Consider the following 18,907-nt stretch of genomic DNA (forward strand, 5'->3'; position numbering starts at 1 on the left):
TCAGGTATGAGAATCGAGAGCGAATGTTTTATATTGCCGAAGGCAGGAAATCGCAGCGATGAATACGAGGATGCCTCCCATAGCAGCACACATATTCACAAGGAGACAACAATCTGTAGATTCGCCATAGCGGATGGGGCCAGTGAGTCCTCCTATGCTGAACTGTGGGCGAATTTGCTCGCAAGCGGTTATTGCTTTGGCAGATTTGGATTCGGTGGTAAGCAGATCCATAAATCAGTCTCCCCATTATCGAAAGTATGGCAGAAAAAAACCAGCGGCAAGAGTCTCCCCTGGTATGCACAAGAGAAGCTCAACAGCGGGGCATTTTCCACATTAGCCGGGATCACGTTCCGATTTGCGATGGATGCCGAGTCCGCAGCATTTGACGCGATAGCGGTCGGCGACAGCTGTATTTTTCATGTTCGAGGGGACGCGATGATCGCCTCATTTCCTTTAAGCTCATCCGTTGATTTTGGGCGCCGACCTGTTCTCATCTCGAGTAACACGGCCAATAACACCCAGCTTCAAGCATTTGTTCACGAATGGAGCGGTAACGCCGAAGCGGGAGACGCGTTCTGGTTGATGACCGATGCCCTAGCCTGTTGGCTGTTGACTCGTTACAAGGAAGACCGCAGCGTGATAAAGCTAATAAATACGCTAGCTGGCGAGCGTGACTTTAACCATCTCGTGCATGAAGAAAGACGTCGGCCTCACCGTGAAGGCAATTTCTATCTAAGAAACGATGACATTACGTTCATTCGTTTAAAACTGGTAAAAGGGAAGTGAGGCGATGTTCTGGCCCACTCCGCAGGATTATAGGGAAGCCATCCAAAATCCGCGTATTTGTTTCAAGGACGCTGAGCTGCAGGCCGGCTTCCCAGAATTGGATAAACTCGGCCTGCCCCGTCCGATATCGGGAAGCTTCGCCAGCGTGTACAAACTGAAATGCGGTGAGCGAGAGTGGGCGGTCAGGTGCTTCACCAATAATGTAAAAGATCAGAAGATCCGATACGATGCCATCAGCTTGCATTTACGCTCCCATCCTCTTCCTTATCTCGTTCCTTTCGAATACCTTTCCGAGGGCATTAACATTAATGGCCATTGGTTCCCGGTCGTGAAAATGCAGTGGGTGGAAGGAGAGTCGCTGCTCAATTACATGGAGCGGAATATGCATCGTGCCGACCTGCTTAAAGAACTCTCCGATAAATGGATAAAAATGAGCCGCGAGCTGCTCTCAGCCAATATTGGGCATGGCGACTTGCAGCATGGAAATATAGTGATCAACAAGGATGAAATTATTCTGATCGACTACGACGGGATGTATGTCCCCGCTTTAAACGGCATGCCAAGCAACGAGCTCGGTCATCGGAACTATCAGCACCCGGGAAGGAATGAATTTCATTTCGGCTCTTATATCGATCACTTTTCGGTTTGGGTGGTTTGGATATCGATCGCAGCAATTTGTGCCGATCCCTCGTTATGGCATTCACTTGAAGCTGGAGAGACGGAGGAAAGCCTCCTCTTCCGAAGGAATGACTTTGTTAATCCGGATGCATCACGAGCGTTCGAAATGCTAGCGATTGTGGAAGATGAAGCAGTACGATCGTCAGCTAACTCCTTTCGTGCAATCGTGACAATGGAAGTAACGGAGGTGCCAAGACTCCCCGACCCCGATTCCGAGGATAATGCTAGGCAACCTTTAAGCATCCAAATCTCGGCCTTCTCTAAAAACACAGCATTTCGAACTTCATTAACCGACTTATATGATCGGCTCTTAAAGCGGAAGCCGTTGAAGGCTGCCGCCGCTAAATTGCCGCCGGAAACTTCGTATTCCGGTGGAGCGTCGTGGGTCTTGGACCATATTACGTTGGAAGCTACGCCGCTTAAGCATCGTTCAACGCATCTGTTCTTGCAGGAAAGTTTCGTTTCCTACCTGATAGTACTCGCAGCAGCGTCAGCCGGGGCTGCATTGTACAGTCGTGCTCCGGTCGCAGCGATGCTCTTCTGTCCGATGATAGGTATTGGAACGGAACTGACCTTTTTAAGCTGGCGTTATGGGAAGGTTCCCGCCGTCCAAGAAAAGAGAGTAACGTATGAAAATACAAAGAGGCTGGAGCTTGCTCTATCCGAATTGAGAAGCGAACTTAACGAATTGAACGAGATCAAGCAACATTATCGTCAAATAGAAGAGGAATTGATTAACGATAGCGTACAGAGGCTCGAGGAAGCGGCTTATCGAGAAAGGCAAGAAACGGAAGCGGTGGAAAAGGAGCTTCATATCCAGGTAAGCAGGTTAGTTGGCGAAAGAAGGACCATTGACCAAGAGGAGAAAACGGAGTTGTCCAGTAAACTGGCCTCGTTCCAAAAAACGTGGCTGGAAGAACAAATGATCAAACATAAGATTAGCCAGGATAACATTCCGGATATCGACGATGAGATGAAACGCCGGTTAAGAACGAACGGCATTCGTACGCCGGCCGATTTTTTGGACATTACGATTAATCAGTCTTATGGCCGCAAACAAATCGACAGGGCCTATTTGATATTGAAAAACGGCGGTTCGGTTCATGTCGGCATGAGCCGCTCTCAAGCGAAGGCGCTGGTCGACTGGAAAAGAAAAATCGAACGCAGGTATCGAGCTAAAATTCCTGCAGCCCTTCCTCGCAGTGAAATCTCCACCATTGCGTTAAAGTATAAGGATCGGAAATCAAAATTAACCGATGAGGAACAAACGTATAAAACCGCAGCACAGGAAAGGTTAAATGTGATCAAGCAGGCTTACATTCCTGAACTAGATTCCTTAACGAAGGAAGTGGAGGCAGCCAGAATACAATATGAGAAAGAGCTTCATCACTTTGAAATGCAGATGGATGAACGAAGTATACGCCATTCAGACCAACTGGAGGAATATCGCAATCTAAACGAACGTTTGGCATCGTATAGGGATGTTCATTTTGTAAGGTACGTAAAGCAAGTATTCTTGTTTCGAGGGTAAACGGAGGCAGTCGACTGAAATCGACTGTCTTCTATCATTTCATAGACAGGATATTTACAGTATCGTATCGAGCTGGTAAATATGCTACTATTTTTATAATAGAGAGTTAAGGAGGGAATCATGTTGTCAGATCATGATGAATTATCAGAGAGACGAAAGAATAAGTTAAAACTTATTCAATTCAACAAGGATGACCAATCGCTCATTGAATCAGATAAACCGAAAGAAACCTTCGAAGATGTTGGTGGTCTCGAAGAGGTCAAGAAGAAGATTCGTATGAACTTCATACTTCCTCTTAAGCAGCCGGAAATCTTCAAAGCCTATGGCAAAGAAGCTGGCGGAAGTCTGCTGTTGTTTGGTCCTCCCGGATGTGGGAAAACATTCCTCGCACGTGCAGTTGCCGGTGAGATTGACGCGAATTTCATTCATATCGAGTTGCAAGCCATTCTATCCATGTATGTGGGTCAAAGTGAGCATAATTTGCATGATATATTTCAGAAAGCACGTGAGAACAAGCCATGTGTCATCTTTATTGATGAGCTGGATGCAATGGGTGGAAGTCGACATCAGATGAGGCAGCATCATGAGCGTATGCTTGTCAATCAGCTGCTGACTGAGCTCGACGGATTGCAATCGGGTAATGATCAGGTATTTGTCATTGGTGCAACGAATACGCCATGGTATCTGGATTCCGCCTTGCGACGACCAGGTCGGTTTAACCACCTTGTATTCGTTCCGCCTCCGGAGGAGGAAGAGCGGAGTACCATACTCAAACTGAAGCTTGCAGGTAAGCCAACAGATTCACTGAATTTGTCCAAACTGGCAGCAGAAACGAAGTTGTTCTCAGGTGCAGATCTGGAACAAGTCGTCAAAGATGCTGTGGATTACGCTATGGAGAGGACATTTGAAACGGGTGAAATCCAGCCGATCCTGCAGGATGATCTCCGTAAATCCCTTAAGGCGCGGAAGGCTACGACCATTGAATGGTTCTCGACCGCTAGAAACTATGCCACATTCAGTGATGTGAACGGTGATTACCAGATCGTTCTGGACTATGTGAAGAAGCATGGAATTAAATAGGCGACTAAGCAGGAGGAACAGTTTAAGATGGAGACTATGAACCCAACAACTTCTTCAGCCTACAGCGCCGTCTATCAGTTAATTGCCTGGAAACGCTATAAGGAAGCATTGGTTGAAACGGAAAAGCTGCTGCGGGATGATCCGCATGATCCGGATCCTTATGCCTTATATGCTCAGATTCTTACGTTATTAGGAGATTATGAGAAGGCCCAGCATTGGGCGAAAGAAGCATTAAGTCGGGATCCTGAGCATCATTTAGGCTGGTATGTACGTGTTTCGGTTTATTATGAGACAAGTAATGAGAAGGCCTTTCATGAGGCTCTTCCAGAAGCGCTACGAATTAATCCGTATGAACCCCACTATTATTTTTTGGCAGCGAATCAATTGAACAAGAAGGGCAAATTCAAGGAAGCGAAGGTCCAAATAGAGACTGCCCTAGAGCTGGAATCCGAGAATCCTCAATATCTGGCTGTTCTTAGTTATATCGAAGCTCTTCTTGGTGAAGTTGTTGAATCAAGAAAATTGGACCGTGAAGCAATCCGTTATGGAGCTGAAGATCCTGTCGTCTTGATGTATCTTGCTTGGGCAGCTTCAAACCGTAATGAGCATAAACTGCAAGAGACCTATATGCGCAGTGCGGTCCGATTAAATCCAGATGAGAAGCAGTACCAGGACGAATATTTGGAATCACTTCGCCATCATTATTTAATCTATCGAATCTGTATGTGGCCTAATAAATTATTACGCAAAATGAAGCCTTGGCAAATCTTACTGTTGTGGATTGCCAGCTGGATTTTGTTTAAGCCACTTGTACTGTTGTTTATTGTCCTACATATTCTGGCCCACTGGTCGACAAGAGCCATTATCCATATCAGTGTATTCGGCTGGCGCAGACGGCGGACATAATATGGCCAGTCAATTGTGATTTTAAAGGATATTCGTGGTGATTGCAGAATAACTGACATATCATAATCTTCCAAGGCAAAGGTGAGTGAAAACAGTGAGTGCAGTATACCAGTTCGAAGATGTAGCTAGACTTCCCTTGCCGGGGGACAACTGTGCCATCGCGATTCGCCGGTTAGAGGCAGGCTCTATCATCCAATATAAAGGACAAATGCTGACTTTAGATTATACGATCATAGAAGGCCATCGCTTCGCGGTGGAGGCGATCGAGCCAGACGAATACCTGCTTTCTTGGGAAGTTCCGTTTGGCGTGGCGGTACAGGCGATTCCACCCGGCCATTACGTTATTAACAGAGCGGTTTTGGGTGAACTGGGGGTGCGCCAGCTGAACTTCCCGCTACCTGCCGAGCCTAATTTCGCGGATCACGTTCCACCTTACGTACTGGACGAAGCGAGCTTCCAGCCAGCCCCGGCGTCGCCAGCTTATCCGGACACGCGTACATTCATGGGTTATCGCCGCTGCGAAAGCAGAGGTGTTGGTACACGCAATTACGTGGTGCTGCTTGGCTTAACCTCGCGTACCGGCAGCTACGTGAAGCAGCTTGCCAGTCGTCTGCAGGAAGACATGAAGCAGTTCCCGAATATCGACGGAATCGTTCCGGCGGCCCATACAGAGGGCGGTACTGAAAATCCAAATAATCTCGACTTATTGTTAAGGACGCTTGCTGGCTTTACGGTAAACCCCAACGTCGGGGCCGTATTGGTCGTCGATTACGGCGTCGAAGCGGTTACGAATCACATGGTGGAAACATACTTGCGCGACAACGGCTATCCAATTGACGACGTGATTCATAAATTCGTGTCACTCCAAGGCGCGTTTCAAGCGGATCTAGCCACGGGCGAGTCAATTGTTCGCTCCTGGCTGCCGGCAGTCAATGCGATGCAGCGGACGAGCGAATCCATCAGCCATTTGAGAATCGGACTGCAATGTGGCGGCTCTGATGCGTTCTCAGGCATTTCTGCGAACCCGCTGCTTGGCTGGATATCGGAAGAATTGGTCCGGTACGGCGGCGCGGCCAGCCTTGCTGAAACCGATGAGTTGATCGGCGCGGAGACTTATGTCCTATCGAAGGCGCGCAGCGTAGAAGTTGCTCGCAAGTTTCTTGCACTAGTGGACCGTTTCAAGGAACGCACGTCGTGGCATGGATCGAGCGCTGAAGGCAATCCATCCGGCGGTAACAAATATCGCGGCCTATATAACATTTATCTCAAATCCATCGGAGCGGCGCGAAAGAAAGATCCAGGCACTCGCCTTGATTACGCCACGGAATACGGTGAACTGATGAAGGACGGCGGCTTCTATTTCATGGACAGCCCCGGTAATGACCTCGAAAGCATCGCGGGACAGGTCGCCGCAGGCTGCAACATGATTTTCTTCACGACGGGGAATGGCTCGATCACGAACTTCCCGTTTGTTCCGACATGTAAGGTCGTCACGACGACGAACCGTTTCCAGCTGCTGTCCAATGACATGGACGTGAACGCTGGGCAGTACCTAGAAGGAGCATCCATGGATCAGCTCGGCGGAGAGGTTTTTGAGTTGATGCTCCAGATTGCTTCCGGCCAGCGCAGCGTCGGCGAGAAGGCAGGACATGCCCAGGTGCAGATTTGGCGTAATTGGCAGCAAACCGACGCCAGCCGGCTGGAAGAACTGCTTCATGCCCCGGCACCGTCAGGGGAACCAATCGACATTCGCGTTGACACGGATGCGGCGGCCACTCCAATTCGATTCACGCTTGCCCGCCATGATGACAATAGCTTGGCCAGTGACAATATCGGCTTGATTTTGCCGACGAGCTTGTGCGCCGGACAGGTGGCCTCAATCATCACGAAGAAGTTAAACCAACAATTTGTCGGCCATTCTACTGTTTCACGTTTCGTCGCTTTGGCACATACGGAGGGCTGCGGGAATTCGGGCGGCCAAGCCGAACAATTGCATGCGAGAACGTTAATCGGCCACGTTACCCATCCGATGGTGAGCCATTGTTTGCTGCTGGAGCATGGATGCGAGAAAACGCACAACGACTTCATGCGTCATGAGATGGAAGAAATGGGTATTGATGCAAGCCGTCTCGGCTTCGCCAGTATTCAGTTGGACGGCGGCATCGCGAAAGTGTCGGAAAAGGTGGAAGCATGGTTCGCCGATCGGTTAGAGGCAGATGAAGCAGCCGATAAGGCGGTCGTTGGCTTGGAAGGGCTAAGAATCGGTATCTTAAGTGACGGCTTTATCGCAGATGAGGCTGGAGCGCAGCTGGCAAAGCTGACTCGGATGATCGTCGGTGCCGGGGGCCTGGTTGTCGTACCGCAGAACAGTGACCTGCTGTCCATCGATGCTTACCGCGAATCGGTATTCGCGGGAAGCGAACTCCAGCCATCCATTTCGTATGGTGAGCACGTACGCCGCAACGGATTCCACGTCATGGAAACTCCAACCGAGCATTGGGTAGAGACGGTGACCGGACTTGCGGCAACCGGCATCGAACTTATGATTGCTCTCGTCGGTGAACGCCCGATGCAGACGCATCCGTTCGTGCCCATGCTTCAAATCGCAACGGCATCGGCGAAGCCGGTCATCGATGAGAACGATTTGGATTTGCAGTTGACCGGTGATCCGTCAATGTGGACAACGCAACTGCTCGAGCGTATCAAACAAACCTTGGAGCATGACTACACGCCGCGTCTCTACCAACAAGGCAACATCGATTTCCAATTGACGCGCGGTTTCTTGGGTTTCTCGCTGTAAGGGAGTGTTTATTAAACAAGGCAACCGGTCTAATCAGATCGGTTGCCTTTGTTTAAGTTAATAAAATGAATCCGCGTTTGCAGGATGCCTAAAAGGAGAATCGATAATGTCAGAGCATTGGGATATTTATTTTTCAACCATAGAGGAGCAATTTGCATCCATTGTCTTAGACATGGATATTTGGAAAGAAATAGATCAGAGTGAATTTTCTTATCCCATTGCCTTGAGAATAAAAGTCAAGGAACCAGCAGAAAGTGGAGTCCCTGTTGATGAAGAAGCCGATTTAATAAATGATTTAGAAGATAGAATAATCAATGAAATGGATGGTATAGGCTATAATGTTGGAAGGGTAACAACGAACGGAAACAGAGATGTCTTCTTTTATATGAATGAACCTTTTGATTTGTACTCATTAGCAGACCAAATGTTTTCAGAGCATGGGTATGCGATTGAAACTTTTGCAATAGATGAAGAAGAACCATGGGGATTTTACTTTGGTTTTATCTATCCTAATAAGTATGAAATTCAACATATGGGTAATCGCAGTGTGTTGGAATCTTTACGAGATTCTGGAGACTTATTAGAAGAGGCAAGGCGGGTCGATCACTGGATAGAATTCGATAATGATGCTGACAAATATGAATTTATCAAAAAAGTAAAATCATTGAATTTCGCTATTGAAGAAGAACATAAACCTTCTGATAAAGTTACACTTCATATATATCGTACTGATAAAGTTGATCCTCAATCAATAAACGATATCACAGATATGTTTGTTGATTTAGTCGAAGAGTTCAATGCAAGCTATGATGGTTGGGAAACACAAGTTATTAAGTAGTGATTTCAACTTGTAATCGAAACATCGGTATCTAAAACTATATAATATATAGAATAGCTGGTGAGTTATATTGAAAAAAGATTTTATGATGGCTGTCATATCTGATATACACAGCAATGTCTATGCTTTAGAAGCGGTACTAAGTGACATAGATTCACGTGGAATAAATACAATTGTAAATTTAGGAGATACATTGTTCGGTCCTATAGATCCTATTCAAACAGCTGAATTGCTTATGAAGAGATCTGACATTACTAACATAATGGGTAATTGTGATCGATATTTACTTCAAGATCAAATGGATTCAGTGACTTTTCAATATGTAAAACCACTGCTTACTCGAGAAATACATAATTGGATGCAATCATTTAAAAAGACGTGGGTATATGAAGATTTATTATTCTGTCATGGGACTCCATTCGCCGATGACAACTATTTGTTAGAAGAAGTTGCAACACATGGTGTTGTTGAAAAGAGTGTAGATACATTAATGACTGAATTAACTCCAGTTGAGCAGAAACTAATTTTTTGTGGTCATACACATATTCAGAAATCAGTGTGGTTACCAGATGGTAAATTGATTGTTAATGCTGGAAGTGTCGGACTTCCAGCGTACTTTGATCAATTACCTTACCCTCATTTCATGGAATCCAAGACACCTCATGCAAGATATGTGATTGTATGTCGAAAGGGTAGTTCATGGCATATTGAACATATGTTAGTTCCATATCATTATGAGTTAGCTGCTCAGAGAGCAGAGCAAAATGACCGAAATGATTATAGTTATGCCATTAGAAATGGTAGAGCAAAAGCAAATTAGTTTGCAAGGGACTATTAATCAGAGTTAAATATTTTAATGAAACCACTACATTCATTCTCTAAATGAAAAAGAGATGATGCCACAAGGACATCATCCCTACATTAAATGAATCAAGCAATCCCCAGATTCCTTACCCCTGCGGGATCGCACTTTCATCCATAAAGCCGATTTCCCAGTGATGACCGTCTAGGTCTAGGAAGCTTCTCTGATACATGAAGCCGAGATCTTGTGTGTCTTTTGCAATATTGCCACCTGCTGCAATCGCACTGTTAACTAACTTGTCCACTTTTTCGCGGCTCTCGACCATTAATGCAATTAAGACTTCAGTCGTTTTGGATGCATCAGAAATTTCTTTCTTGGTGAAGGTCTTGAAATACGATTCAACCAACAACATGGAGTAAATGTTTTCTCCGATGACCATACAAGTTGCATTGTCGTCAGTGAAGTTTAGGTTGAATTCAAAGCCTACTGCGGTGAAAAACGCCATAGATTTCTTTAGGTCTTTTACTGGTAGATTAACAAACATACTTTTGGCTGTTTCTGCCATTCCAATCACCTCAAGTAAACAGTAACATTAGGATAAATTGGATGTCAAATGGGGGGTAGTCATAGTGATACGCATATTTAATAGCGAAGAAGAAGTGGCAAATGAAATTGCCAAAGAAATGATGGCGAACTTGATGCTGGACGAGCACCCGGTGTTCTGCTTGGCATCGGGGAGCACGCCGGAGAAAAGCTACCGCAAGTTCGCCGAAGGGCTGGATGCCCAAAGTTTGATGAAAAAACTGAGAATTGTCAGCCTCGATGAGTGGGTAGGTATCGACCGGTCATCGGAAGGCAGCTGCTACCGGATGCTGGATAAAGATTTGTTCTCGCTCGTGGGAATCGGCGATGAGCAGATTGCGTTTTTTGATGGGACGGCGCCTGATTTACAACAGGAATGCGCGAGAATAGACCGTTACATCCAGATGAGGCCGATAACGTTCAGCTTGATGGGCGTAGGCATGAACGGACACATCGGTTTGAACGAACCGGGCTGCCCTGTGCTCGACCACAGCAACGTAGTTGATTTGTCGGAAACGACGAAGCAGGTGGCGCAGAAATATTTTATAGAAAAGGTCCAGCTGGAGAAGGGAATTACATTAGGGATAAAACAGATTATGAATAGTGAAAGAGTCGTTGTTGCCATTACCGGTGAGCGAAAGGCGGATATTGTGAAAGAGATCTTCGCCAATAGGGAAGCAATGCTGCCTGTGCAATATTTGCTCGGTTACGAACACATTGACTTTTTTCTGGATGCGGAGGCTGCCCGGCATCTCGATCGCAGCTTGACGGAGGAGCTTTATTCATGGGAGCAAGCGTGATTGGATGCTGATTTCAGACCTGTTGTGAATTTTGATGATTGAACTTCATGGGACACTATAGCTGAATAAACATCAACGAGGCTGCCGGCAAATGAATCCGGGGGCCTTCTTTGTGCTAACGGGCAGCCTTCTGTAAAGAAGATACATTTAGAGGAAATATCTATGATCATCCCGAAATAAGTTACTGACCTAGATGTTCATGGTAAAGAGGTGATCACAAATGAAAATAAGTGAATTCAGAAAACTAGTCAAGCAGCATCTGGCACCTGCTTTAAAAGAACATGGATTTATTGGAACGGATCATCATTTTGTTAGAGACAACAATAACCATGTTATTAATGCCATCGTAATTCAGGCTGATAAAAATGGTGGATCTTGTGTTGTAGAACTTGGGATTCATCTGGATTTTCTTCCGAATACGATTGGAGAACTTATTCCTAATAGTAAAATAACCGTTTATGATTGTGAATTCAGAAAACGACTAGTAAATGAAGTAAACTGGTTTCAGAGAAACATTTTTCTCGTGAAAGAACGTGAAACTTGGTTTCAATATGGTCATACAGAGGAAGAGTCACTAACTGTAATACAAGAGATGAGAAAAAAGATTCTGGGCCAAGGAATAAGTTACTTCTCACTATTCAATGATTTTCCTTATATAATAACCTCAATAGAATTAGACGAAATAACTAACCGATCAAATAGATTAGACAGGTACGGAGCACCATTGGATTTAAGAACTGCTTTGTTAGTAGCTCGTACACATGCCTTCCTAGGAAATAATGCCGAAGCATCCAGCTTTGCCAATTGGGGGCTTAAAAATATTGGAAAAGCAACAGGATTGATAAAAGACTTCAATGAGCTAATCGATTGAACTAACGCAGAATGATAGTTGAATACGGATACTGTAGTAGCCGGCATTTACCTGAAAACTAAAGTTCATCTAGCAATAACTCGAAGCCGGAAAGTATGATACTAAATAATTTCAAAATCATTACCTGGAAAGGTAGAGTGTTCATGAGTTACTGTTTGTCTGTATTTGTTCCAGACACTCAATCAATATCTGTCATTCAATGTATGGATGACATGAAGAAACTAAATACAGAAGTTGACATACATCCTGAGTTCTCATTTGAAGACCAATCTGGATTTTTACCGTTCATATTTAAAGTAACAGATTGCCCGAATGAGTCTCTAAATCGAGTTTCATTACTATCTGGATTCGAGATATCTGTAGAAACTATACAAAATACTTGGCTTGAAAAGATATTTAGAAGAAAGAAATACAATCAAGAGTTGATTATTTCCATCAGTTCACATGATAGTTTTGAGATGCGATTAGCTTGGTACTGGGCTGCAGTAATTACGAAGAGATATGACGGCTTACTTAAAGACCATCAAGAAGGAGAGAGTTATCAAGCGCAAGAAGGAATTGAGCGAGCCTTTAAAGTTGTAAAAGAATATGAAGAATCTCTTTCTAAAGAAAATTGGATTTGCCATGAGTTCAAGGGATGGGGCTAGCTTCTCAATATGCAGCGCAACAAATCGCTTCCAGTTCACGTCATCCATGTAACAGTGGATTAGGATGTGTTTAGAATTCGAGGAGGCGTCCCAAATGAAGAACAACCAATTCATCAAGATGGCAATTGTTCCGGCATTACTGATGAGTCTCATTGCCTGCAATACGGATCAGTCCGACAACAGAAGTGTCGTGCAAGAGCCAGGGAACACCGAAACGGTAATTAACGACGCCGGCAACGAAGCAGAAGTGCCCAATGTTTCCGTGAATCAAATAGATCGATATGAGAATATAGCCATCTCCGACTGGTTGGATGAAGAAACGGTCGTTATTTCAAAAGAAAACGAAGCCTTGGGCAAAATGAGCCTTGAAGAACTGTCGGATTCCTATCCAACCAGCCTGTATCTGTACCATTTGAATACCCGCAAATACGAATTGTTAAAAGAACAGAAAAATGAAAATCTGGGAGGCGCAGTCTTATCGCGAGATAAGAAGCATCTGCTGTATAGCGAGTACTCACTAGGCGATCCTGTTTACCACATGATGGACTTGGATACCTTGGATTCATTCGGAATCGTAGGCGATCCGATTGCAGGTGCGCTCAGCGCCAACTGGGCTGATGATAATACGGTTATTGGCGCTGCCTACAGCGGAGGTGCCTTCACGGCAAGTGTCTCCGGGGAGATTGGGGCTGTGTCTGACTTAAACGGAGAATCCCTGTATATTGTCCAAAAAATGAAGGATAAGATGTATTACAATACGAGCTCCGATGAATCCTTACAATCGCTAGATCTGAATACGAAGGAAAAACAAAGTTTGACTCTTGATCATGTTTATGATGTCATTCCATCGCGAGACGGAGATCAAATGCTGGTGTTGCAAAATAACGCCTCCAAACAAACAATGATCCTTTGCGATGCGAACGGAGGCAATCAAAAAATCATCGCGGAAGGTACGGAACTTGGCGGCGTTTCCTGGTCGCCAGATCAGCGGATGATTGCTTACAGCCTGAAAGCTGGTGTGAACGGTACAACTATTAACAGCCATTATCTCTACGATCTGTTAACCGATAAATCCACAGAGATCGAGGTTGATATGGAAAATCCGACAACCTCTTGGAGTCCTTCGGGCAGAGAACTGGCATACACCAAATGGAATGGGAGCCAAATTAGCAGCAGTATTGTCCATATTACGTATTCGTTGCAAAAATAGGTTGAACTGACGGGAATTATAAAGTAGGAGCTGCTTCGTTGCGGCTCCTTATATTCAAGGAGGCGACGTAGTGAGTATAGTAAAAGAGATTAACTGCATTTACATTCCTGCAACGGATACAGAACAATCAGCCCAATGGTATATGCAAAACCTAGGTTTGGAGTTAATGAGACCCGTCCATGAAAATCAGGCTCAGCTCCGTATTCCTTCGGGACAAGCCATATTTTTGATTAGAACTCCTGAGAGGACAACCCTGAACTATACACAAACCGAAGGAATAGAACAATGTGCACTTACCTTGGAAGTCTATGATTTACTCGGACTCTACGGCCAAATGAAAAACAATGGAGCTAATGTGTCGGAGATAGAAGACAATGATGGTTGTGGTCTTAATTTTTATGCCTACGACCCAGATGGGAATAAACTCGATATTTGGGGTGGCTGGCCCAAGTGAAAAAGTACATACTCTTCGATCATGATGGTGTTCTGGTTGATACTGAATTCTGGTATTACAAAGCAGGAGAACGCGCTCTGGCTGACATTGGATTTACATTGGATAAAGATCAATACCTCCGCGACATGACTCAGTCATTGGGTACTTGGTCCCAAGCTAGGGCGGCAGGTATTGATGAACAGACCATCAGCAAGCAGCGTGAGGTCCGCAACGTCTATTATCAGGAATATCTAAGAACAGAAGCCTTAGAGATTGAAGGTGTAGTTGAAACTCTAGCCGAACTGTCAAAGTACGTCCGCATGGCCATCGTGACGACTGCAAAACGTGTGGATTTTCAACTTATTCATGAAAAGCGCCAGATTAGACAATTCATGGAATTCGTCCTTGTTCGCGAAGACTATGAGCGCACCAAGCCGCACCCGGAACCATACTTGACCGGCCTAAAGCGCTTCGGAGCTGCCAAAGAAGAGACCCTGGTTGTAGAGGATTCAAACAGAGGTTTGAACTCAGCCGTGGCGGCTGGTATCGACTGTGCTATTGTCCATAACGACTTCACAAAAACACATGACTTCTCACAAGCCAGCTATCGAATCAAGACTCTGTTTGAACTAAAGGACATTATCCTGAATGTAACCTGAGAGAGCATTCGCAAAGCAATGCGCGCAAAAACATCGTCAAAAATTGACGATGTTTTTTTGTCGGGAATGGGATAAAGTTCTTGTCAACCGACATTTACCGAGAAATCCACACAGGTTGGCCCAAAAACATGCTATAATAAGTGCGCAAAACACATATTTTGCGCACTTTCGTTTTAAATCGACAAAGTACATCGAAGTCAGCCTACCATAGAGGTGAATGCATGCCCCAAAACTACGAAATTGATGAATGTTACGAGGAAGAGCTGCGCGCTTTTCAGATCTGGATGAAGCAAGCGGGATATACGTCAACAACGCAAAGAGAGTATCGGAGAGAGGCGTATTCATATCTCGAATCCCTCGATGGGCTCGCTGCCCAGAAGGCCGGGAAGATGAACGTGATTGGATACCTGGTTTCCAAGCAGGACTCGACCGGTGATCGAACGAGGAACAGAACATTATCAGCGATTCGATCCTTCTATGTGGCATTGATAGATTTTGAGATGGCTGCGAAGAATCCGGCGATGGAAGTGAAGAAATCCAAAACAGAGAAAAACAAGAAACCGGTCTATTTGGAGGAAGAGGAGCTTGTCCAAAGTCTGGCGTTTGTCGACGGCCGTTATCGCGACCGCAATCTCGCGATTTTCTTGCTGATGAGCTACTGTGGCTTGCGGGTTGGCGAAGTACATCGATTGAATCTCAAAGACTTCAAGAAAACGAAAGGAACGATCGAAGTATTCGGTAAAGGGAGAAAATGGAATGAGATTCCCGTACCTGAAGTACTGATGTCCATCCTGGATAAAGTGGAACAAGAAAGAATTGCCCCTTATCGTGAGAAAGAAGAAGCATTCTTCGTTTCTCAGAAAGGGAAGAGGCTGTCCATTCGACAGATCCAGAAAATCGCGGAGCACACATTTGCTGCTTTCAAAGCGGACAAACCGGGGCTAATCGATATGAAGCTGTCATGTCATAAATTACGACATACGTTCGCGACAATGCTGCTGCGTAATGGCGTCGACATTCGGGTCGTTAAGGAGCTGCTTGGCCATTCTTCGATCGAAACGACGATGATTTATACGCATGTCAATGACGATCAGAAGAAACAAGCCATGTCGACAATTAACATTCCGGTGCTGATCTAATTTCATGGGACTATTCGCTCAAGAGCTGCCAAGAGGGGGCTCTTTTTCATTTCATCGAATATTGGTTAGGATAGTTCATCCTTCAGCTGAATAAATATTAACATAGCTGCTTCGACAACGTCCGCAGGTGCTGAATAAGATAACGGCAAGAGGAAACGGCTGCTGCCGTGAGAAAAAGGGTGAGACATCATGAAAAAACAACGACGGATCAACAATGAATCATCGGATTTGTTTCCGGTAAGAGGAATCGACTATCTTGAAATTTATGTCGGTAATGCGAAACAAGCAGCACATTTTCTAAGTAAAGGGTTCGGTTTCAAGGTGGTGGCTTACGCGGGTTTAGAAACAGGGCAATCCAATAAGGTCTCGTATTTGCTGGAGCAAAATCAGGCGCGATTTGTAATCAGCGGTTCGTTGTCGCCTGATCATCCGATTGCAGAGTTTGTCAAAAAGCACGGCGATGGCGTGAAAGACATCGCCATGCGAATCGACGATGTGGAGAAGGCTTATCATGACGCCGTTGCGCGAGGCGGCATCCCTATTATGGAGCCTCGGGAATATAAAGATGCTCATGGAACGGTAACAACGGCAGCCATCGGGACTTACGGGGACACCATCCATACGTTAATTAATCGCATTAACTATAAAGGTGTATTTTTGCCCCATTATGAGGCTTGTGAGCTGAACATTCCGCATCAATCGACCGGATTAATTGGGATCGATCATGTCGTAGGCAATGTGGAGCATATGGAGGAATGGGTGTCCTATTACGAGAAGGTCATGGGCTTTAAGCAAATGATCCACTTCGATGATAAGGACATCTCGACCGAATATTCCGCGCTCATGTCGAAGGTTATGTTCGGCGGCGGACGAATTAAGTTCCCGATTAACGAACCGGCTACCGGGAAACGCAAGTCACAGATTCAAGAATTTCTCGATTATTATCACGGCGCCGGTGTCCAGCATATCGCCATTTTGTCCAATGACATCATAGCAACTGTAACGGCATTGAAAGATAACGGAATCGAGTTCTTAAGCACACCGGACAGCTACTATGAAATGTTAACAGAGCGAGTAGGTACGATTGACGAGGAAATTGCAAAACTCCAAGAGTTGAACATCCTTGTAGACCGTGACGATGAGGGCTATTTGCTGCAAATTTTCACCAAACCGATCGTGGATCGTCCTACGTTATTCATCGAGATTATTCAGCGCAAAGGTGCAGTTGGATTCGGAGAAGGCAACTTTAAAGCGCTGTTCGAATCCATTGAACGGGAACAAGAACGAAGAGGGAATTTATAAGAAATTACGACATATCCAAGGAGTGGGTGCGATGAAAGTAGATCCTGGCACGCTAGCCTGGAGGGATGCCTACAAGCTGCTGATCGGCTCCGTTCTGCCACGTCCTATTGCTTTTGTCTCCACTGTCGATCTTCAGGGCAATAGTAATCTGGCTCCGTTCAGTTTCTTCACCGGTATCTGTGCGAAACCGATGATGGTCTGTTTTGCGCCGATGATCCGGGGATCGGATGGGAAGAAGAAGGATACGCTTGCCAATATTGAAGCGACTCAGCAGTTCGTCATCAACATTGTGGGAGAGAAAATTGCCGCACAAATGAATGACTGCGCCATCGAATTTCCGCCTGAAGTAGATGAATTCACCTATACGGGATTGACGAAAGTACCCAGTCACAGCGTGTTGCCTCCGCGAGTACAAGAATGTGATGTGCAGCTAGAATGCACCTTACATCAGATTGTTACACTTGGCGAGCTTCCTGGCGCCGGCAGCCTGGTAATCGGCCAGGTCGTATGCGTTCATGTTCAAGATGAACTATTCGAAGACGGCAAAATCAACAGTGAATTGCTGAGACCGATCGGCAGAATGGCAGGGCAAACCTACACGAGGGCGATTTCCGACACCTTTGAACTGGAAAGGAAATAGAAGCCGGTACGTGAAGGGGGAGAACCGAATATGGCGTTCTATCATCGGATGGGAGAGATTCCGCCGAAGCGACATACGCAATTTCGTCAGCCTGACGGTACACTGTACCGTGAACAAGTAATGGGGACCAAAGGCTTCTCGGGCATCCAATCGATTCTCTATCATCACCATGCGCCGACTGAAATTACGAAAGCATCCTTGCTGTCAGCGAGCAAGCCGCAATACGAGACGCAGGGAGCACTCCGGCATCGGCATTTTCGTACCAATCGTCTGATTCTCAAAGGGGATTCTATTTATGGCCGGCAATATATGTTTGGCAACGAAGATCTCTTAATCGCTGTCGCACATCCTACTGAAGCGATGGACTATTACTATCGTAATGGTGATGGAGATGAGTTGATCTTCGTTCATAAAGGCTCTGGCAAAGTGGAAACCATGTTCGGCACATTACGCTATCGGCCTGGCGATTACATCGTGCTGCCTATAGGGACGATCTATCGGGTGGTACCGGATTCCGGCAAAACAAAGCTTCTCATCGTGGAAACGAACAGCTGGATTACGACACCGAAACGATACCGCAATGAGCAGGGTCAGCTGCTGGAGCACAGCCCGTACTGCGAGCGGGATATACGGCTCCCTGAACAATTGGAAACGTTTACAGACAAGGGCGAATATGAAGTTCGCACACGTAAAGGCGGTTACCTGCATTCTCATATATTCGCCCATCATCCGCTGGATGTCGTCGGCTGGGACGGTTATTTGTATCCGTGGATATTGAATATTCGCGATTTCGAACCGATTACAGGTCGGATTCACATGCCTCCGCCGATTCATCAAACGTTCGAAGGCAGCCAATTTGTCATTTGTTCGTTCTGTCCAAGGCTGTACGATTATCATCCTGAATCCATTCCCGCACCATATTATCACAGCAATGTCGATAGTGATGAAGTGCTTTATTATGTCAAAGGGAATTTTGGCAGCCGCAAAGGGATCGAAGAAGGTTCGATGACGCTTCATCCATCAGGTATCCCGCATGGACCTCATCCCGGCAAAGTGGAGGAGAGCATTGGCAAGAAGGAAACGAATGAGCTGGCGGTGATGATCGATACCTTCCGTCCTTTGCAAGTTGTCGAGCACCTGCAGTCGGTCGAAGATATGAATTACGTATACAGCTGGGTATCGCGTCCGACTAGTTAATCCGGA

At 45.7% G+C, this 18,907-nt stretch carries 18 protein-coding genes; 17 read left to right on the plus strand and 1 reads right to left on the minus strand.

Features of this window, described 5'->3' with window-relative positions; all coding sequences use genetic code 11:
• The first annotated feature begins 6 nt into the window (after nt 1-6).
• From AC506A_RS04820 to AC506A_RS04850, 7 genes are all read left to right on the plus strand, one after another.
• On the plus strand, nt 7-786 hold the full coding sequence (locus AC506A_RS04820) for a hypothetical protein (protein ID WP_495459831.1): 780 nt from the start codon (nt 7-9) through the stop codon (nt 784-786).
• 4 nt (nt 787-790) lie between these two features.
• Nucleotides 791-2,995: a hypothetical protein gene (locus AC506A_RS04825; protein ID WP_495459832.1), complete on the plus strand. Its 2,205-nt coding sequence runs from the start codon at nt 791-793 to the stop codon at nt 2,993-2,995.
• Nucleotides 2,996-3,115: 120 nt separating this feature from the next.
• A complete protein-coding gene (locus AC506A_RS04830; RefSeq protein WP_495459833.1) occupies nt 3,116-4,075 on the plus strand; it encodes an ATP-binding protein in 960 nt (319 codons plus the stop codon).
• A 27-nt stretch (nt 4,076-4,102) separates the two neighbouring features.
• The gene (locus AC506A_RS04835) at nt 4,103-4,981 is read left to right on the plus strand and encodes a tetratricopeptide repeat protein (RefSeq protein WP_495459834.1); all 879 of its coding nucleotides are present in this window, start codon (nt 4,103-4,105) and stop codon (nt 4,979-4,981) included.
• Nucleotides 4,982-5,075: 94 nt separating this feature from the next.
• Nucleotides 5,076-7,781 (plus strand): UxaA family hydrolase, encoded by a 2,706-nt coding sequence (locus AC506A_RS04840; RefSeq protein ID WP_495459835.1) that lies wholly within the window; start codon nt 5,076-5,078, stop codon nt 7,779-7,781.
• Nucleotides 7,782-7,887: 106 nt separating this feature from the next.
• Nucleotides 7,888-8,619, plus strand: coding sequence for a DUF695 domain-containing protein (locus tag AC506A_RS04845; RefSeq protein ID WP_495459836.1), 732 nt, complete (start codon nt 7,888-7,890; stop codon nt 8,617-8,619).
• Between the two features lie 85 nt (nt 8,620-8,704).
• Nucleotides 8,705-9,439, plus strand: a complete 735-nt coding sequence (locus AC506A_RS04850; RefSeq protein ID WP_495460970.1) for a metallophosphoesterase family protein — start codon at nt 8,705-8,707, stop codon at nt 9,437-9,439.
• A 130-nt stretch (nt 9,440-9,569) separates the two neighbouring features.
• On the opposite strand, the gene AC506A_RS04855 is transcribed toward AC506A_RS04850, so the two are convergent.
• A complete protein-coding gene (locus tag AC506A_RS04855) occupies nt 9,570-9,986 on the minus strand; it encodes a VOC family protein (RefSeq protein WP_495459837.1) in 417 nt (138 codons plus the stop codon).
• Nucleotides 9,987-10,050: 64 nt separating this feature from the next.
• Here AC506A_RS04855 and AC506A_RS04860 point away from each other — a divergent pair, with 64 nt between their 5' ends.
• The 10 genes from AC506A_RS04860 to AC506A_RS04905 all read left to right on the plus strand — a co-directional run bounded on the left by AC506A_RS04860 (nt 10,051) and on the right by AC506A_RS04905 (nt 18,901).
• Nucleotides 10,051-10,803, plus strand: coding sequence for a 6-phosphogluconolactonase (locus AC506A_RS04860; protein WP_495459838.1), 753 nt, complete (start codon nt 10,051-10,053; stop codon nt 10,801-10,803).
• 220 nt (nt 10,804-11,023) lie between these two features.
• Nucleotides 11,024-11,674, plus strand: coding sequence for a DUF4304 domain-containing protein (locus AC506A_RS04865; protein WP_495459839.1), 651 nt, complete (start codon nt 11,024-11,026; stop codon nt 11,672-11,674).
• A 155-nt stretch (nt 11,675-11,829) separates the two neighbouring features.
• Nucleotides 11,830-12,321, plus strand: coding sequence for a hypothetical protein (locus tag AC506A_RS04870; protein ID WP_495459840.1), 492 nt, complete (start codon nt 11,830-11,832; stop codon nt 12,319-12,321).
• A gap of 94 nt (nt 12,322-12,415) precedes the next feature.
• Nucleotides 12,416-13,531, plus strand: coding sequence for a TolB family protein (locus AC506A_RS04875; RefSeq protein WP_495459841.1), 1,116 nt, complete (start codon nt 12,416-12,418; stop codon nt 13,529-13,531).
• A gap of 70 nt (nt 13,532-13,601) precedes the next feature.
• The gene (locus tag AC506A_RS04880; RefSeq protein WP_495459842.1) at nt 13,602-13,985 is read left to right on the plus strand and encodes a VOC family protein; all 384 of its coding nucleotides are present in this window, start codon (nt 13,602-13,604) and stop codon (nt 13,983-13,985) included.
• Nucleotides 13,982-14,623 carry an HAD family hydrolase gene (locus tag AC506A_RS04885; protein WP_495459843.1) on the plus strand — a complete coding sequence of 214 codons (642 nt, stop codon included), beginning with the start codon at nt 13,982-13,984 and terminating at the stop codon, nt 14,621-14,623. Before AC506A_RS04880 ends, AC506A_RS04885 begins: the two co-directional genes overlap by 4 nt.
• 221 nt (nt 14,624-14,844) lie before the next feature.
• The gene (locus tag AC506A_RS04890; RefSeq protein WP_495459844.1) at nt 14,845-15,762 is read left to right on the plus strand and encodes a tyrosine-type recombinase/integrase; all 918 of its coding nucleotides are present in this window, start codon (nt 14,845-14,847) and stop codon (nt 15,760-15,762) included.
• A 189-nt stretch (nt 15,763-15,951) separates the two neighbouring features.
• Nucleotides 15,952-17,064, plus strand: a complete 1,113-nt coding sequence (hppD, locus tag AC506A_RS04895) for a 4-hydroxyphenylpyruvate dioxygenase (RefSeq protein ID WP_495459845.1) — start codon at nt 15,952-15,954, stop codon at nt 17,062-17,064.
• Nucleotides 17,065-17,095: 31 nt separating this feature from the next.
• Complete coding sequence (locus AC506A_RS04900) at nt 17,096-17,704, plus strand: flavin reductase family protein (RefSeq protein ID WP_495459846.1); 609 nt, start codon at nt 17,096-17,098, stop codon at nt 17,702-17,704.
• Nucleotides 17,705-17,734: 30 nt separating this feature from the next.
• A complete protein-coding gene (locus tag AC506A_RS04905; protein ID WP_495459847.1) occupies nt 17,735-18,901 on the plus strand; it encodes a homogentisate 1,2-dioxygenase in 1,167 nt (388 codons plus the stop codon).
• The last annotated feature ends 6 nt before the right edge of the window (nt 18,902-18,907 follow it).

The sequence above is a fragment of the Paenibacillus sp. N22P23 genome (assembly GCF_059383735.1).

Excerpts from the sequence above, each read along its gene's own strand:
- AC506A_RS04820 (WP_495459831.1), top strand. The coding sequence starts at position 7 with ATGAGAATCGAGAGCGAATGTTTTATATTGCCGAAGGCAGGAAATCGC.
- AC506A_RS04825 (WP_495459832.1), top strand. The coding sequence starts at position 791 with ATGTTCTGGCCCACTCCGCAGGATTATAGGGAAGCCATCCAAAATCCG.
- AC506A_RS04830 (WP_495459833.1), top strand. The coding sequence starts at position 3,116 with ATGTTGTCAGATCATGATGAATTATCAGAGAGACGAAAGAATAAGTTA.
- AC506A_RS04835 (WP_495459834.1), top strand. The coding sequence starts at position 4,103 with ATGGAGACTATGAACCCAACAACTTCTTCAGCCTACAGCGCCGTCTAT.
- AC506A_RS04845 (WP_495459836.1), top strand. The coding sequence starts at position 7,888 with ATGTCAGAGCATTGGGATATTTATTTTTCAACCATAGAGGAGCAATTT.
- AC506A_RS04850 (WP_495460970.1), top strand. The coding sequence starts at position 8,705 with ATGATGGCTGTCATATCTGATATACACAGCAATGTCTATGCTTTAGAA.
- AC506A_RS04855 (WP_495459837.1), bottom strand. The coding sequence starts at position 9,986 with ATGGCAGAAACAGCCAAAAGTATGTTTGTTAATCTACCAGTAAAAGAC.
- AC506A_RS04865 (WP_495459839.1), top strand. The coding sequence starts at position 11,024 with ATGAAAATAAGTGAATTCAGAAAACTAGTCAAGCAGCATCTGGCACCT.
- AC506A_RS04875 (WP_495459841.1), top strand. The coding sequence starts at position 12,416 with ATGAAGAACAACCAATTCATCAAGATGGCAATTGTTCCGGCATTACTG.
- AC506A_RS04890 (WP_495459844.1), top strand. The coding sequence starts at position 14,845 with ATGCCCCAAAACTACGAAATTGATGAATGTTACGAGGAAGAGCTGCGC.
- hppD (WP_495459845.1), top strand. The coding sequence starts at position 15,952 with ATGAAAAAACAACGACGGATCAACAATGAATCATCGGATTTGTTTCCG.
- AC506A_RS04900 (WP_495459846.1), top strand. The coding sequence starts at position 17,096 with ATGAAAGTAGATCCTGGCACGCTAGCCTGGAGGGATGCCTACAAGCTG.
- AC506A_RS04905 (WP_495459847.1), top strand. The coding sequence starts at position 17,735 with ATGGCGTTCTATCATCGGATGGGAGAGATTCCGCCGAAGCGACATACG.